We start from the raw sequence: 15473 nt of genomic DNA, 5'->3' as shown, positions 1-15473 counted from the left end.
CCCGGGATCGCCTCAGGCGATCCAGACTTACGAGTCTTCTCGGTTGTAGGGTCTTGCGACAGGGCGCGCGCGAAGCGCCTAGTTTGGGCTGCGCTCGATAACTGGGTTCGGGCTGACCTGCGCGGGCAATGTACCGGCGATGGGTGCCTGATACGACTCGGAGCCGCCGTAGTCGTTGATGGCAGTGAAGCTCACCGCTGAAGTGGAAGCGGCAGAGCTCTTGAGAGCGAAGGTCCTGCTCTCACCCGGCGCAATCATGACGGCCTCGCTGATGCGCTGCTTGTCGGCACCAGAGCCCGTATCGATGCCCGTGGTGGAGACGTGGAACGCTGTCGGGTTCTGCACTTTCAGGACCTGCTTGCCGTCGGCGATGTCCAAGCTCCAGCGCAGGGCTGCAGGCGCTTCTGCAGCAGAGCCGGGCAGACCGACGGGCCGGAAAAACATCTTGATGCGCTGGCGCACTGCGATCTGCAAGGAGTTTTCCGATTCGGCCTGTTGTGGAATTTCCTGCACGTTGACCCACAGCACCGATTCGCGATCCGAAGGCATGGCATTGGCACCGCCGGCATAGAGCACGCGCAGCAGTTGCTGGCCGTTGACCTGCATTCTGGCCAGCGCCGGGGTGATGGCAAAAGGCAGCTCGCCCTTGTCGTCCGGCGTATTGCTTTCGAGCCAGGACTGGATCAGCACGGGATTGGCGCCATTGCGCACAATCAGGCTGGCTTCCTTGTTCTTGCCGTCGAAAATGACGCGGGTGGTGTTCAGTGAAATATCGGCATGTGCGCCAACAGCGCCCGTGAACATCAGGGCCAGCAGCACGCGCCGAGCGAAGGTATGAATACGAGAGATGGTCACGGTGTAGGGCCTTCCATGTAAGCCCCTCCGCAGGACTGAACATGCAGCCCACGAAAGGGAAACTGATTTAGTTGTAAGACAGAACGTAGGCGGCAGAGCCATTTGCGGTACCAGTCACTACATCACTGACGGTCTTGCCGGCTTGCAGCGTGTAGTAGGCATTCAGGACAATGTGGGCACTACCGCTACTCGGCGTGGCGAACAAGGTTGCGGAGCCGTTGGTGAAGTCCAACGCGGTCGTTCCTTGCATCAGCATAATCTGCACGTTTGTGGCTCCGCCGGTCACTCCGATGCCTCTACCGCTGCGCGCTGTGGGGGTCAGCTTCAGTTCAAGCGAAGTGGCGTTGGAACATGCCAGCAGCAGATCCACAACCACAGGCGAGGTGGGACCGCTACCCGAGACCGTGGGCACGGCTTCGGTACCCAGCGCGCTCGCTGACACAGTTCCCATGCTATAGCTAAGGTCACCCATGGCACGGGTGCCTGTGCCGTTGCCGTTGCCCTGACTAGCATCTCTCACGGAGCAAGTTTCTGCATTGAGCCCACCGGCGAAGGAAATAATGCCATTGGGGCCCAGGCTGGGGACAGCACCAGAAACAGTCGAGAAACCCAGAGCGGACAAAACGGCGATGCTGAGGACTGCTTTTTTCATTTCCGTTAAAACCTATGAGGCGAGGGAGAGACGATCGCTGGCGCAGGTTGCATATACATCCCGGTTGACGGCTCTGTCATGACTAGACTTGCGCAGTCTTAACAAGCCCTGTGTTTCTTCAAGCGGTGTCAGCAAATGCCATTCATGCAGCAGAGGATCTGCATAAATCTGTTTAAGATCTACCCTCTTGAGTAGAAGCTACCAAATTGGTCTGCCAAAAGTACCGAGGCGATGCAGACTGCATGGCATAAGCCAATCAGAGAATTGCCGATGCCCCGGTTGCTTTTGGTTCGACTTCCTGCGCAGGCCTTTCAGCCTGTGCAGGAACAGCCGATTTAGTTGTACGACAGCACGTAAGCAGCAGAAGCGTTGGCAGTACCAGCGTCCACATCGGTAACAGCCTTACCGGACTTGAGCGTGTAGTAAGCGGTCAGGGGAACGCTAGCCACGCCATTGACCAGGGGAGCATTCAGAGTCACGGAGCCGGCAGTGAAGTCCAGAGCCTGACCTGCTTGCATCAGCATGATCTGCACGTTGGTGGCAGCACCAGCTACGGGTGCCAAACCAATACCCTTGCCCGAGGCAACGGTGGGAGTCAGCTTCAGGTCAACCGAAGTACCGCTCGAGCATTCCAGCGCCAGGTTCATGGCAACGGGCAAGGTGCTGCTGCTGCCAGCCGAAGCATTGGGAGTTGCTTCGGTACCCAGGGCGGTCTTGGAAACCACGCCCATGTCATACGTCAGGTTGGCACCGCCGGCGCTACCAGCACCGTTGGAGTGAGCCACGCAGGAGTCAGCATTGATCGAACCGTTGAAGTTGATCATGCCGGTAGCACCGACAGTGGCAGCGTGAGAAACGGCGGAGAAGCCCAGAGCGGACAGAACGGCGATGCTGAGAATAGCTTTTTTCATTTCAAGAACTCTAAAGTGAAGGTTAGTGATGGATGGAGCCAGTTACGCACATATCGCGGTTGGTAGCTCTATCGCAGCCATGTGCCAACGGGTCAGCACATAGGAACGAAGTTTAGGAAGAGCCCCCCCTCACAGGTCTCGGACGATTCCTAATCGCCAGCCAAAATAGCCAAACAATGTCAAGCAATGTCAACTAGGGAAAGCGCGAAATTCTTTAGCTTGAATTAACCCACCTAAGAGAGCTTCGTATCTGCCTGAAGGAGGATCCCGAGCCGCCAACGTCTATAGGATGAGAGAGATCAATGGCCAGATATCTGCGCCTGGCGAAGACTCAGTGCGTTGCCTGACGTGCAATCCAGGCGTGGCGATGTGTCGGTTCCTTGCGGTGGCCAACAGCAGGTCGACCGCCCTTGAAAGATAGCCCGGAAGATGGAGCGCGGCACGTTGCATGCACCTGCTGCCGTGTCGGTGCAGGTCATGGGCGCATATATAGGGCATGTTCTGGCCCTGCACTCAGCACCGAAAGACTCGGCTGCAGGGTTTGATGCCGCTTTGACAAGCGCAGAGCCTGCAGCGGTGGCCGCTCGGTGCTTTCGCCGAGAAATGGGACGCGGGGAAACGGGGAAACGACGCACACCTGCACTGAGTTGCAGTGCAATCCAATGCCGCGACCCGGCTTTGTGCCCAGCCGGAAACGCATACAGCTCATCGGCATGCCAAGCCCGAAGCTGCTCACGCACAAAACACTATCGACAGGGAGCCGCAATCGCTCGGCGCTTGCGCACTCCTGGCTAGCGCGATAACTATTGAAGCCAGCCGATCTGGTCAACAAGTTCAAACATTTTGGTACTCATTAGATTCAGATTCATCTGAACCGCAAGAGGGCACTCGCTTCATAGCATTTGCCTATGCATCGACTGCCCCTCAAGCCCATCACAAAAAATGCCGCGACGGCCACGCGCCTGCCCACGGTATTGCTGTATGCGCTTGCGGCTTCCTCGCTGCTTTGTATCGTCACCATGGCATTGCTCTACAGCTTCTGGTCGATCAACGAAAGTGTTTCGGGCTACCGGCGCCAGATGAATGCTGCCGCCTACAACGCGCAGCTTTTCTTTGATCAGCGCGAGCAGTTGCTACGCGCCACGGCCGCCTCTGCTGTCCGCAGTCTCAAACCATTTCCGGCGACCGAAACACTGGGCTTGTCCGGCCTCGCCAGGCAACTCGAGATCTATCCGTTGCCAGAAGGCGAGAGTCGCCACGAGTGGGCCTTGGCTCTGACTCCACGGGATGTTCATGACAACAGCCGTATCAAGACGACGCTTGTCTACACGTCCAAGAGCAGTGGCGCCACCGTGCCGGTATTGGGCGACAAGGCCTCGGCAACGCCTGATATTTCGCCGCAAACCCAGAAGTGGATTGCCAGCGCGCTGCTGCGCGAGAACCCCAAGGTCGGAATCTCGGGCAGCTCGCCGCTGGTATGGCTGAATCCCCCCACCGACGATGGTGAAAGACTGTTCCTCTATACCCCCATCGACGGAACCGACACCGCCAGCGGGTGGCTGGGCATCACCTTCGACGATATCGGCTCGGCCCTGGACCTGACCAGCATGGCAGGGGGCAGCTATGTCCTCTACGACCCCAATGGTCACGCAACACTGCGAGGTGCCAACGCACCAGATATGGACAAGGACTCGCTGCACATCACGCGCACTGACAACTTCGGCATCGTCTGGGAGGGCAGCATTCCCAGATACCTGGCACTGAGCAAGTCCGTAGGCCACGCAGGCTGGCGCCTGAAGTACTACATGCCCGTCAGGCAATTGCTCAAGGACAACGCGGCCAAGCTCTACGGTGCACTGACTCTTTGCGCAGCGCTCGCGGTCGTTCTGCTGCTGGCCTCTTTCTATATCCACCGCAAGCAGCTGACTCCCGCGAGATCCAACTTTCTGGCACTGATGGACAGCGTGACCCTGAACAGAAAGCTGTTGAAGACCGCCCCCGTCGGTCTGGCCCTGCTGCGGCAGGGCGACCGCGACCCCCTGCTCTCCAACGAGTTGGCGCAGGCCTGGCTGAAAGCCGAGCACCAATGGAAGCACATCGTCGAGTCCCCCGACCTGAGCGGCGTTGACGAAGACCTGGAACTTGAAGACGGCCGCGTGGTCCAGCGCACCTTCACGCCAATGACCTATTGCGGCGGTCCAGCCATGCTGTGCACCATCAACGATGTCACCCAACTCAAGCAGACGGAGTTGTCGCTGGTCAATGCCATGCAGGCGGCCGAAGCGGCAAACCAGGCCAAGACGCTGTTTCTCACGACCATGAGCCACGAGATCCGTACGCCGCTGTACGGCATTCTCGGCACGCTGGAGTTGCTGTCGCTCACCGGGGCCACCGAGCAGCAACAGCAGTACCTGGACACGCTGCGCCACTCGTCCACCGTCCTGCTGTCGACCTTGAACGACACTCTGGATCTGTCGCGCATCGAGGCAGGCTATATGACACTCGAGCGTAGGCCGCTGGCTCTGCTGGAGGTGCTGGACAATGTGGTTTCCACCTTCTGTGTGCGCGCAGAACGCAAGAATCTTAGGCTCTACTCCACGGCTTCCGTCAATACGCCATTGCAGGTGCTCGGAGACGTCACGCGGCTGCGTCAGATTCTGGACAACCTGGTCAGCAACGCCATCAAGTTCACGGTGAGCGGACATATCGTGCTGCGCCTTCGCTCGACACCGGTCGACGATTTCCATGTGCAGCTGGAGTTCGAGGTTGCCGATACCGGCATCGGCATCGCTGCCGAGCATCTGCCGCAGCTGTTCCAGCCCTACTTCCGCACCGACTCCGATATCGACCAGCTCATCCAGGGCACGGGACTGGGCCTGTCCATCTGCTCGCGCCTGTCGCAGATGATGGGCGGTGAACTTGCCGCGACCAGCGAACTGGGTATCGGCACACGCATCTCGTTCAAGGTGACGCTGCCGATCGCCGTGGAGTCCGGACCGGACAACCTGCCCAGGCTGTCGCCCCAGAAGATCTACGTGCGCAGTGCAATCCCGGAAGTCGTGAGAAACCTGTGCGGCTGGCTGCGCCTCTGGGGCGCAATGGCGATGCCCTACCGCGAGCATCACTCCTCCATGGATACGCAGTCAGTGCTGATCGAGGCCTGGCCCTGGGCAATGCCTCTTGCGCAATGGCAGCACCGGCGCATCGTCATGCACCCGCCTGGCGCCAGGCATGGCATCACCGCAGACCGCCACACCTTGCTGATCAGTGCCCACGGCATCCTGGGCCTGGGCCGCGCGATAAATGGAATGCAGCAAGGGCACGGCCTGGTCACTCCCACCGGCCAGGTCGACCTCGACCTGATCAATATGAACCTGCTGGTTGTCGAGGACAACCCGATCAGCCAGCTGATATTGCGCGAACAGCTGCAGCACCTGGGCTGCACCGTGGCGGTTGCAACGAATGGGCAGATGGCCCTGAACCGACCCGACATCCAGGACTTCGACGCCATCCTGACCGATCTGCACATGCCGATGCTGAACGGGTACGAGCTGGCCTTTGCGCTGCGGGAACGTGGCTACACGCGCCCGATCCTCGGTCTGACCGCCAATGCGTTTCCCGAGGAGCAACGGCGTGGCCTTACCTCCGGCATCAACGTTTTGCTGATCAAGCCGCTTGCGATAGACCAACTGCGAAAAATCCTGAACTCGATCAAAGCCGAGGGGAGTTAACCATCATGCTTTCCAAATACAGAATCCTTGTCCTGGACGACCACGAGTTTTCCTGCGCGCGCATCTGCTCCATACTCGCGGATGCCGGATTCATTCACGTCAAGGCCGCGCAAACCGGCGAACAGGCCTTGAAGATGATGCACGCGGAGCACTTTGAAATCGTCATCATGGACATCAGAATGCCGGACATGGACGGCCTGCAGTTCATCAGCCGGCTCGCAAGCGAAAACCTGACGCCGATGCTGGCGATCTCCAGTTCCTGCTCGCGCCGCATCATGAACAGCGTCAGCCTGATGGCCAAGGAAGTCGGGCTGTTCGTGCTGGATGCCTTCTCCAAGCCGTTCGACCCCTGCTATGCCCACAAGATCATCGGCAAGCTGCGTCACCGCGTAGCGACGCAGACCTCCAGCCCGGATCTACGCTTTGGCCAGCCCCTGGTGTTCGACAAATCGGCCATAGAGACCGCACTGAGCACCCGCAAGATACAGGCGTGGTTTCAGCCGAAGATGGCACTACGCACCGGTGAGATCGTCGGCGCTGAGGCGCTTGCCCGCTGGGATCACCCCGAGCACGGCTTCATGCTGCCGGGCTCGTTTCTGGCTGCCATCCACCATTGCAAACTCGAGCGGCAGTTGCTCCAGCGCATGCTCGAGGATGCACTGACCGCGCATCGACAGTGGCGCGACATCGGCTATACGATTCCCGTATCCGTCAATCTTCCGGTCCCTCTTCTGGAGAACCCGGATCTGCCGGACGAACTGGAGCAGACCGCTCGCAAATGGGAGGTTCCCCCAGGCAACATCAATTTTGAGTTGCTTGAAGACGAGACAACCGCTGCGCCTGCGCACTACTATATGGGTGCAAGTCGGCTGAGGCTGAAGGGCTTTGGCCTTGCCCAGGATGATTTCGGTAAAGGATACAGTTCCATGTACAACCTGATCTCGATGCCGTTCACGGAACTCAAGATCGATCGCGCATTCGTGACCGGCGCCACCGATGATGCGACCCGCGGGACAGCGCTGACGTCCGCAGTACAACTGGGCAAGCAGCTGGGCCTGACCGTCACCGCCGAAGGCGTCGAAACCGTCACGGACCTTGAATTTCTGCGCCGCATCGGCTGCGACTGCGTACAAGGTTTTCTGATTTCTTCCGCGTTGAAATCCAGCGACTTCGCCATGCTGCTGAACAACGATCAACGCAGACAGTTTTTTCCTGCGGAGGCTGCGTAGTCATCGCTGATATGCAGAACACGCCAATCCATCGAATCACGCGCACGTCGCGCCGGCAAAACTGGCTGCTGTTCGGCATACTTCCCATAGTCGTCGCTCTGGTGAGCGCACTGCTCTGGGGAGGACAGCGCATCATTGACCGGGAGCGCGACCGACTGCTGGTCGACTTCAGCACCTTGGTTGGCTATATCAAGGAACAAGAGATCTTCCTGAGCCAGCTTCGTGCCCAGAGCCAGGACCTGGAAGCCATCCCTTACTCCAGGGTCACCAGCTTCCATGAAGTGGATGCACCTGCGGACTGGAGGGCTCGCCTGTTCCTGGGCCAGGAATCGGTGGTGGATATGCCGTTTTCGCTGGCCTGCGCCCTGCCCGCCAAGTGCTCTGCCGCTCCTGGAACACTATTCCAGCTGGGCAGTTATCTGTCCGATTTCTATTCAACGTTCTGGGCCTCCTCCTATTTTCCGGCTGCTGCCGTCTTTTTCGTGAATCCGGCAGACAGCACCAGCATCAGCGTGCCGGCGATCAATACCTATGCCGGCTATGAAGCCATCAGCATGGACATGTTCCGGACCGCGGTTTCTGCGATTCAGGAAAACCTGACGGCACGGCCGGGTCCCGCCACGCAAGCACCAGGCAAGCGGCTGCCGTCGTTCAATCCCAACGAAGTGCACTGGTTCAAGGCTGCGGCCTTGCCCAACAAGATGATAGGCTGGGTCCCGGCGGGATTCCCGTCCGGCCTGTGGGGCCCGTCCGGCCCCTCCCAGAACATCTATGCAGCCACGCTGCTCAGCCGCGAGCGCATCAACGTGCTCGAGAGAAGCACTGCCAGCGGACTGCCCTTTCAATTCTGGCTGAAGCATCAAGATGTCACTCTGATGGGAGGCGGCTCCGAGCCAGTGGTCACCAAACTTGGTCTGTCCTTTACAAGCGCCGGGCTGGTGTGGAAGGCGTTGGATGCTAGCGGCAACTGGAGCGGCACCTATCTGATCAGCTATGCCAGCTTTTTCAGAGGCCATATGGGGCTGCTCGTCGGTGCGGCCATCTTTGTGGTTCTGAGCATGCTGGCCGGCCTGAGCTACACGTATTGGTACAAGCGCCGGGTCATGGAGCCTGCCGTGGACGCCCAGCGCAAGATTGACGAACGCGATGCGTTCAATCGCACCTTGATCCAGACCGCCCCCGTCGCGCTATGCGTGATCAGCAAGGCAAGCGGTGAACTGGTTTTCAGCAACTCCATTGCCTTGGACTGGCTGGGCGGCGAGCCTGGCCATGCGCAGCCGCTGCAGGCCAACGCCGTCCAGCTCCTGCGCTCCCTGCGCGCTGTCGACCAGTCCGGCAGCATGGACAACCTGTATATAGACAACGAGCGCACGCTGTCGGTTTCCTACACCCCGGCGCGCTATATGGATGAGGACGCCGTCCTGTGCGCGTTTACCGACATCAGCACGCGCGTCGAGATAGAGCGCGCGCTGGAGCGTGCACGCCGCGCGGCAGACGAGGCCAGCGAAGCGAAATCCACCTTTCTGTCCACGATGAGCCACGAGATCCGTACGCCGCTATATGGCGTGCTGGGCACGCTGGAGCTTTTGACGGCCACGCGACTGGACGGGCAGCAACGTCAGTATGTCAACCGCATTGAAGGCTCTTCGCAAATCCTGCTTCAGCTGATCAGCGACATCCTGGACGTCAGCAAGATAGAAGCCGGACAGCTCAAACTGGAGCGCCTGGCCTTCAACCCACGCGAACTCGTGCAGGATTGCACCGGCTCCTATGCAGCCATGGCACAACAGAAAGGACTGCTGCTTTTCTCTGCCGTTGACACCAGGATTCCCGATTCGGTGCTCGGCGACCCCGTGCGCGTGCGCCAGATTCTCAACAACCTGATCAGCAACGCGATCAAGTTCACCAATGTCGGCAGCATCATCGTCCGATGCCTGGTTCTGGATCACACTCCTGGCCACGTGACACTACAGATCGAAGTCGCCGACAGCGGCGTAGGTATCGACCGTGAAGACCAGAATCGCCTTTTCACGCCGTTCTACGTCGTCGATGGCAGCCGACATGTCGTGCGTGGTGCGGGTCTGGGTCTGTCGATCTGTGCACGACTGGCCGAACTTATGGGCAGTTCCATGCAGGTCAAGAGTGAGAAACAGGTGGGCAGCGTCTTTTCCATTGCGTTGACACTGGATGTGGACAATCAGACCATCACCGACTTCCCCGACCTTTCCGACACCCAAATTGCCGTGCGTACACCGCACCCGGAGCTGACGGAGAACATCTGCGCCTGGCTGACCCGCTGGCACGCACAGGCCGAGCCGCTTGCCCAACCCACCTCTGCCCACACCTCGCGTGCCCTGCTGCTGGATGTGCTGTCGGGCTGCACCACTGCGCCTTCCGACTGGAAGGGGCACTACGTCAGCATCTCTCCCCAGCTGCAGGAGTCGACCCATCCTGAGATCGATGCTCAAGATGTGCTCAGCATCGGCCGGGGCATCCAGCGCATACTGCACAACCAGCAACTGATAGTCCCGCCGGAACCCGTCATGCCACGGTTCTCGATACGCATCCTGGTTGCCGAGGACAACCCCATCAACCAGACCACCATACTGGATCAGCTCGAACGACTGGGATGTCAGGTCACCTTGGCCGAGGACGGCGAGGATGCCCTGGCGCTATGGGACGTGCAGCCGCATGACTTCGTGCTGACCGACGTGAACATGCCGCTCATGAACGGCTATGAGCTGGCCCGCACGCTCCGCTCGGAAGGTGTGATGTGCCCCATCATCGGAATTACCGCCAATGCCATGCTGGACGAACAGCGGCGCTGCGTCAGCGCTGGCATGAATACCTGGATGGTCAAGCCGATTGGCCTCAATACGCTGATACAGATGCTGCGTGAGTACGCGCCTCACTCCGAAATCGGAGCCCATGACACGGCTGCGCCCAGGCTACCCGACATCGCACCAGTGCACATACCCGAAGGGCCTGCCCAAGTGCCCGCAAAGTATCGTGATCTGTTTCTAAGGACCATGCACGAGGACGTCCTCAAGCTGGAGCGGTCCAAGCAGAACAGGCGTGTGGACGACATCATCCTCACCTTGCACCGCATCAGCGGTGCTCTGGTCGACGTCAATCATTTCTCCCTGGCGCAACGAATGCAAAAGCTCGAAAAGCACTTGCACTTCGACAGCTTGAACGACGACACTGAGGCCGAACTGAGCTTCATGATTGAAGACCTGAAGAATTTCCTGGCGGAGGTGTAGTTCCCGGAGCCGTTGTCAGATTCGACACTTAAAGAGCAATAACATGGAAAAAATCCGCATAGTGCTGGCCGACGATCATCCTTTGACGCTTGTCGGCATTCAGGATCTGCTGGAACGCGATATGAACATCGCCGTGACAGCGTCCGTCTCAACGTCTACCGCACTGGTGGAGCAACTGAATTCGTCGTTGCCGGACATCATCATCACGGACTACACCATGCCTGGCGACAGCGTGTATGGCGATGGCATCCGATTCGTGGACTACCTGATCCGCACCTACCCCGGCCCCAAACTGCTGGTGCTGACAATGATCTCGAACCCGATGATCATCTCCTCGCTTTACGACGCTGGTGTATGGGGTGTGGTGCTGAAGCACGACAAGCTGACGGAGATTCTTTCAGCCATCAACAGCCTGAGGCTGGGGAACAAGTATTTCCCCACGAACTATCAGCAGAACGTCACCCGTGAGCAGAGAAACACCTCTGTCGCCGATCGCATCAAGCTGCTGTCTCCACGCGAGTTCGAAGTGCTTCGCCACTTCGTACGTGGCGACAGCGTCGTACAGATCGCCGCCAATCTCAAACGCAGCGTCAAGACGGTCAGCACGCAAAAGACATCTGCCATGGAAAAGCTGAACGTTCAATCCAACCAGGAGCTCATCACGTTCTGCGTCGAAAATGGTCTGTTTGAATAGCCTCAGCGTGATGCCCACGAGAGGCCGAAGCCTTGCCTCAAGGGCTGATCAGACAGCGGGTTTCCATCCCACGCGCAACAAGCTGTCGTCGCTGACCGATGAGCTCTGACGCATGAGGGGCGTCGGACTCATATTCCGAGAACCTGTAGCGTCGGATTCAGATCAACAGCGGCTTCTACGGTTGCCCATCGCCCGTATCACGCCCTCTTGACCAGGGCAAGTGCGAAGTCAATCCGCACTGACGGAGTGCGAGATGACTTGGCAGTTTGCGGCACAGCATTGACAATACCCGCAACGCACCAAATTGGTGCCTTCTTCTCGAATGCCTTGGCCCGGACAACACCGTTGCCCGGGCTTTTGTCCGTTTGCGCTACGCAAAAGCGCCGACCACACCATCTTTCAAGGGAGTTACTACATGGAGCGCAAGCCCAATATCACTCTGTCCTCCTTGGACCTGGATCGCATTGAATCGCTGCTGGAAAAGAACAATAGCCAGTTTCCCGGCCGCGATGCGCTGGAGGCGGAACTGGACCGAGCAGATGTGCTCGATCCCGCCGAAATGCCCGCCAACGTGGTGACGATGAACTCCACCGTGCGCTTCACCATGCTCGAGAGTGGCAAGAGCAGCACGCTGACACTGGTCTACCCCAAGGATATGGATGGCAGCGCCGACAGAGTCTCCATCTTTGCGCCAGTGGGCATCGCCCTGCTGGGCCTGTCCGTAGGTGACGAGTTCAAGATGCCCAGCCCTACTGGCCAGGTGACCGTGCGCGTGGATGACATCGAGTTCCAGCCCGAACGCGCGGGCGAGCTCCATCGCTGAACCTGCTCGCTCCATAAAAAAAAGCAGCTCACCCGAGCTGCTTTTTTTGTTGCTAGGCTCTGGCTCAGCGCAAGCCCGCCACCATGGTGGTCAGCAGTCCGGCCCCGATCAGGCCAGCCTGCCAGCGCAAAGCCTGACTCCAAGAGGAGACATGGCGCTCCACCAACTGATACAGGGCATAGCCAGCGGTCAACGACAGCACAAAGGCAAACGGAATGCCCACCACAGCGGCAGTGACCGATCCGTGCCAGAAATGGTTGACCACCGCATTGACCAGCAGACAGATCGAAAAGTGAATCAGGAACACCGAGTAGGAGATCTCTCCCAAGCGACGCAGCGGAGCCAGACCCTGCCAGCGAGCAATGGCCTCGGTACGCATGCAGACGATCAGCAGCATCGCGGTCACGCCGGCGAGAAAAATGCGGTCGCGCCACTCATAGACCAGCGCACCGATGATCAGTGCAGCAATCAGCATGCCCCAGCTCCAGGTCGTCAGGCGCTTGTCTGCCGCTACGGCCCAGAAAGCCATCATGCCGACGCCATAGGCGCCCATGAAGTAAATCGCCCAGACATCAAGCTCCGCATCAAGGTTGAAGCTCAGCAGCGAAGCCGCTGTCCCCAGAACTACCAGTGCCTGCATGCCGCTCACGGCCCAGGGCCACCAGCGCTTCATGGCCGCGTCGCCCCAGCGTGCTAGCGCCCATTGCTGCAGCCAGCGCACACCGGCCAGCAGCAGCACGGTGCCCGCAAAAAGCTGAAAATCTATGGACACATACCAGACGCCAGCCGACAGCGACTCTTCGCCCACGATGCCTTGCAACAGCAAGGCATGGGCCATGAGCTGCCATAGATCGGGATCGGCAGACACGGACTCGTGATCGAACCACGGTCGAATCGCGGCAGACACCACAATCGTCACCACCAGCGCCACGGCATAAGGCACGACCAGGCGTACAAAGCGCTTGCCGATCTTGGACCAGGGCGAATCAAAGCGCGCCAGACCTTGAGGGGCCAGACTGGCAGCAGCCAGAAAACCACCGATCACCAGGAAGATCTGCACGGCCATGCGAGCGTACTCATAGAGCCAGTCCAGCAGATTAGGCATGACAGGATGAGCCACATCGGACATGGGGCCGTAAAACGCCAGGTGATGCCAGACGATGGCTGCGCAAGCCAGGCCTTTGGTGCAGTCGATCAGCGCGCTGCGGGAATGAGAGGAAATAGAACTTTGAGCCATCTGATCACGGCCGCTTGCAGCCCATGGGCTGCCCAGCGTCAGGGTGAGTTTGCCCGGCAACAGGCAACGTAAAAAAACCGACTTAAAACAGGATGGCGATTTTGCGCTCATTCCCAACAATTTGCTGACAGCATTGCAAGTTTTACGAAACATATCTGCGCGGACCTCTGGCGGCTATGCATGAAAAACCAGGGCTATTGCAGTCCGGCTTGATCCCCCAGCTCCACTGAGAACCCCGGGCAAAGGCACAATGGAGGCCATGACGCAAGCCAAACCACTGTCGGAGCTGAGCCGACAATTTGTTTCGCATTTCGGCGAGATGGGCAGCCGCTGGGGCATCAATCGCACCGTGGGGCAGATCTATGCCCTGCTGTTCATTTCGCCCGAACCGCTGAACGCAGACCAGATTGCCGACACGCTGGAGTTCTCACGCTCCAATGTGAGCATGGGACTCAAGGAGCTTCAGGCCTGGCGTCTGGTTCAGCTGCGTCACCAGCCCGGCGACCGGCGCGAATACTTCCAGGCGCCCGAGGATGTCTGGGAAATCTTCAAGCGACTGGCCGAAGAGCGCCGCCGCCGCGAGATCGAGCCTACGCAATCCATGCTGCGTGCAGCCATGATGGAGGAAGCCAGCACCGACGAAGAGCGCTACGCTCAGCAGCGCATGCGTGACATGCACGAACTGATCGACAAGTTGATGAGCTGGTTTGACGATGTGCAGCGTCTGTCTCCCGAGACCGCCATGCAGCTCATGGGCATGGGCTCAGCCGTGACGCGTCTGCTGGACCTGAAGGACAAGATTACCGGGCGAGGCAAGTCAGGCACGGAAGCCTGACGCCGACAACTCAGGTGCTGGCCCTGGGCACCAGCCTGAAGCCCAGATCCACACTGGCTTGCCTGACGCTATCGCCAGCCAGCAATTGCAGCAGCATACTGGCGGCTTTGCTGCCCACCTCATCCCGGGGCGTTCGGATGGTTGTCAGCGGCGGCACCATCTGATCACTGCCAGGAAGGTCGTTGAACCCTGCGATCGCCACCTGCTGTGGCACTCTGACTCCCATGCGGTTGGCCTCCAGCAGCGCTCCTTGCGCAATGTCGTCATTGCAGAAAAAGATGGCATCAACCGTGGTCTTGGCCTTGAGAAGTGTCTCAAACTGCCTTGCACCCAACGCCAGCGATGAGCGCTCGGGATTGAGAATCTCCAGGCTCTGGTCATACAGGCCAGCCTGTTTGAGCACCTGCCGATAACCCTCCAGGCGCTGCATGACACGTGCGTCGAGCTGGGCTCCGCAAAATGCGATGCGTCTGTATCCCTTGTCCAGCAAATGGCGGGTCATTTCGGCGCCCGCCGCAATCTGCGAGAAGCCCACGCTGTAGCAATCGGTGCCGCTACCGGGCGCGCGCAACTCCATGAGATGCACGCGCGGCACGGGATTGGCGGCCAGCAGTTTCCGCGACTCTTCACTATGGTCGAACCCGGTCAGCAGCAGACCGGCAGGCCGCATGGGCAGATAGGCCCGCAGCAACTGCTCTTCTTCCGCCGGGTCGTAGTGAGTCACGCCGATCAGCATGTGATAGCCCTGGGCAAACAATACCTTGTGCACCGCCTCCAGGACCTCCACAAACAAGGTGTTGGAGAGCATGGGCACGAGCACCAGCACCTGGGTGCTTTTTTGCGAGGCCAGTGCGCGGGCCGCCAGATCGGGCACATAGCCCAGAGAAGCCGCAACCTCGCGCACTTTGTCGACCAGGGTCGGAGCTACTCTGCGCTCTCCGCGCAAGGCTCTGGAGACCGTCATCGGGCTCACGCCCGCAGCCTGTGCCACATCGCTGAGGGTGACACGCCCGCTGGCGCGAGATCGCCTTGGAGAAGCACTGTCTGCCGGGGTTTCACTCTTGGTACGGGTCTCGGGAGGCAAGGGAATCTCCTAATCAGATGCCTGAGGTTTTTTGATTATGATAGCGCTATCCAGACTTGAAATGAAGTCTGTGGAAGCAGCTTGATGAAAGCACTGACTTGCCTTCGACCAAGGTCTGAAGCCCATCTCAGAAAGCAGCAGGCTGCTCATTTTTTAACC

General features: G+C 59.2%; 11 protein-coding genes. 6 read left to right on the top strand and 5 right to left on the bottom strand.

Annotation, left to right across the window (positions count from 1 at the left end):
* Nucleotides 1-78 precede the first annotated feature (78 nt).
* From ACLBXN_RS07720 to ACLBXN_RS07710, 3 genes are all read right to left on the bottom strand, one after another.
* On the bottom strand, nucleotides 79-855 hold the full coding sequence (locus tag ACLBXN_RS07720) for a fimbrial biogenesis chaperone (protein WP_447611725.1): 777 nt from the start codon (nucleotides 853-855) through the stop codon (nucleotides 79-81).
* Nucleotides 856-922: 67 nt separating this feature from the next.
* A complete protein-coding gene (locus ACLBXN_RS07715) occupies nucleotides 923-1507 on the bottom strand; it encodes a fimbrial protein (RefSeq protein ID WP_447611724.1) in 585 nt (194 codons plus the stop codon).
* 335 nt (nucleotides 1508-1842) lie between these two features.
* Nucleotides 1843-2418 carry a fimbrial protein gene (locus ACLBXN_RS07710; protein ID WP_447611723.1) on the bottom strand — a complete coding sequence of 192 codons (576 nt, stop codon included), beginning with the start codon at nucleotides 2416-2418 and terminating at the stop codon, nucleotides 1843-1845.
* 908 nt (nucleotides 2419-3326) lie between these two features.
* On the opposite strand from ACLBXN_RS07710, the gene ACLBXN_RS07705 reads away from it, so the two are divergent.
* The 5 genes from ACLBXN_RS07705 to rnk all read left to right on the top strand — a co-directional run bounded on the left by ACLBXN_RS07705 (nucleotide 3327) and on the right by rnk (nucleotide 12158).
* Nucleotides 3327-6149, top strand: coding sequence for an ATP-binding protein (locus ACLBXN_RS07705; protein ID WP_447611722.1), 2823 nt, complete (start codon nucleotides 3327-3329; stop codon nucleotides 6147-6149).
* A gap of 5 nt (nucleotides 6150-6154) precedes the next feature.
* Nucleotides 6155-7378, top strand: a complete 1224-nt coding sequence (locus tag ACLBXN_RS07700) for an EAL domain-containing response regulator (protein ID WP_447611721.1) — start codon at nucleotides 6155-6157, stop codon at nucleotides 7376-7378.
* Nucleotides 7379-7389: 11 nt separating this feature from the next.
* On the top strand, nucleotides 7390-10641 hold the full coding sequence (locus ACLBXN_RS07695; RefSeq protein WP_447611720.1) for a response regulator: 3252 nt from the start codon (nucleotides 7390-7392) through the stop codon (nucleotides 10639-10641).
* Between the two features lie 43 nt (nucleotides 10642-10684).
* Entirely contained in the window at nucleotides 10685-11335 is a 651-nt protein-coding gene (locus ACLBXN_RS07690; RefSeq protein WP_211458440.1) for a response regulator transcription factor, read from the top strand.
* A 415-nt stretch (nucleotides 11336-11750) separates the two neighbouring features.
* Complete coding sequence (gene rnk / locus ACLBXN_RS07685; protein WP_211458438.1) at nucleotides 11751-12158, top strand: nucleoside diphosphate kinase regulator; 408 nt, start codon at nucleotides 11751-11753, stop codon at nucleotides 12156-12158.
* 64 nt (nucleotides 12159-12222) lie between these two features.
* On the opposite strand, the gene ACLBXN_RS07680 is transcribed toward rnk, so the two are convergent.
* The gene (locus tag ACLBXN_RS07680; RefSeq protein WP_447611719.1) at nucleotides 12223-13395 is read right to left on the bottom strand and encodes an acyltransferase family protein; all 1173 of its coding nucleotides are present in this window, start codon (nucleotides 13393-13395) and stop codon (nucleotides 12223-12225) included.
* Nucleotides 13396-13645: 250 nt separating this feature from the next.
* On the opposite strand from ACLBXN_RS07680, the gene ACLBXN_RS07675 reads away from it, so the two are divergent.
* Nucleotides 13646-14230, top strand: coding sequence for a GbsR/MarR family transcriptional regulator (locus ACLBXN_RS07675; RefSeq protein ID WP_034376636.1), 585 nt, complete (start codon nucleotides 13646-13648; stop codon nucleotides 14228-14230).
* A 10-nt stretch (nucleotides 14231-14240) separates the two neighbouring features.
* On the opposite strand, the gene gntR is transcribed toward ACLBXN_RS07675, so the two are convergent.
* Nucleotides 14241-15314, bottom strand: a complete 1074-nt coding sequence (gene gntR / locus ACLBXN_RS07670; protein WP_447611718.1) for an HTH-type transcriptional regulator GntR — start codon at nucleotides 15312-15314, stop codon at nucleotides 14241-14243.
* Nucleotides 15315-15473: the final 159 nt, after the last annotated feature.

The organism is Comamonas sp. C24C, assembly GCF_053345995.1.
This window is presented reverse-complemented; position numbering and strand designations above follow the sequence as displayed.

Excerpts from the sequence above, each read along its gene's own strand:
- ACLBXN_RS07700 (WP_447611721.1), top strand. The coding sequence starts at position 6,155 with ATGCTTTCCAAATACAGAATCCTTGTCCTGGACGACCACGAGTTTTCC.
- ACLBXN_RS07715 (WP_447611724.1), bottom strand. The coding sequence starts at position 1,507 with ATGAAAAAAGCAGTCCTCAGCATCGCCGTTTTGTCCGCTCTGGGTTTC.
- rnk (WP_211458438.1), top strand. The coding sequence starts at position 11,751 with ATGGAGCGCAAGCCCAATATCACTCTGTCCTCCTTGGACCTGGATCGC.
- ACLBXN_RS07705 (WP_447611722.1), top strand. The coding sequence starts at position 3,327 with ATGCATCGACTGCCCCTCAAGCCCATCACAAAAAATGCCGCGACGGCC.
- ACLBXN_RS07695 (WP_447611720.1), top strand. The coding sequence starts at position 7,390 with ATGCAGAACACGCCAATCCATCGAATCACGCGCACGTCGCGCCGGCAA.
- ACLBXN_RS07710 (WP_447611723.1), bottom strand. The coding sequence starts at position 2,418 with ATGAAAAAAGCTATTCTCAGCATCGCCGTTCTGTCCGCTCTGGGCTTC.
- ACLBXN_RS07690 (WP_211458440.1), top strand. The coding sequence starts at position 10,685 with ATGGAAAAAATCCGCATAGTGCTGGCCGACGATCATCCTTTGACGCTT.
- ACLBXN_RS07680 (WP_447611719.1), bottom strand. The coding sequence starts at position 13,395 with ATGGCTCAAAGTTCTATTTCCTCTCATTCCCGCAGCGCGCTGATCGAC.
- ACLBXN_RS07675 (WP_034376636.1), top strand. The coding sequence starts at position 13,646 with ATGGAGGCCATGACGCAAGCCAAACCACTGTCGGAGCTGAGCCGACAA.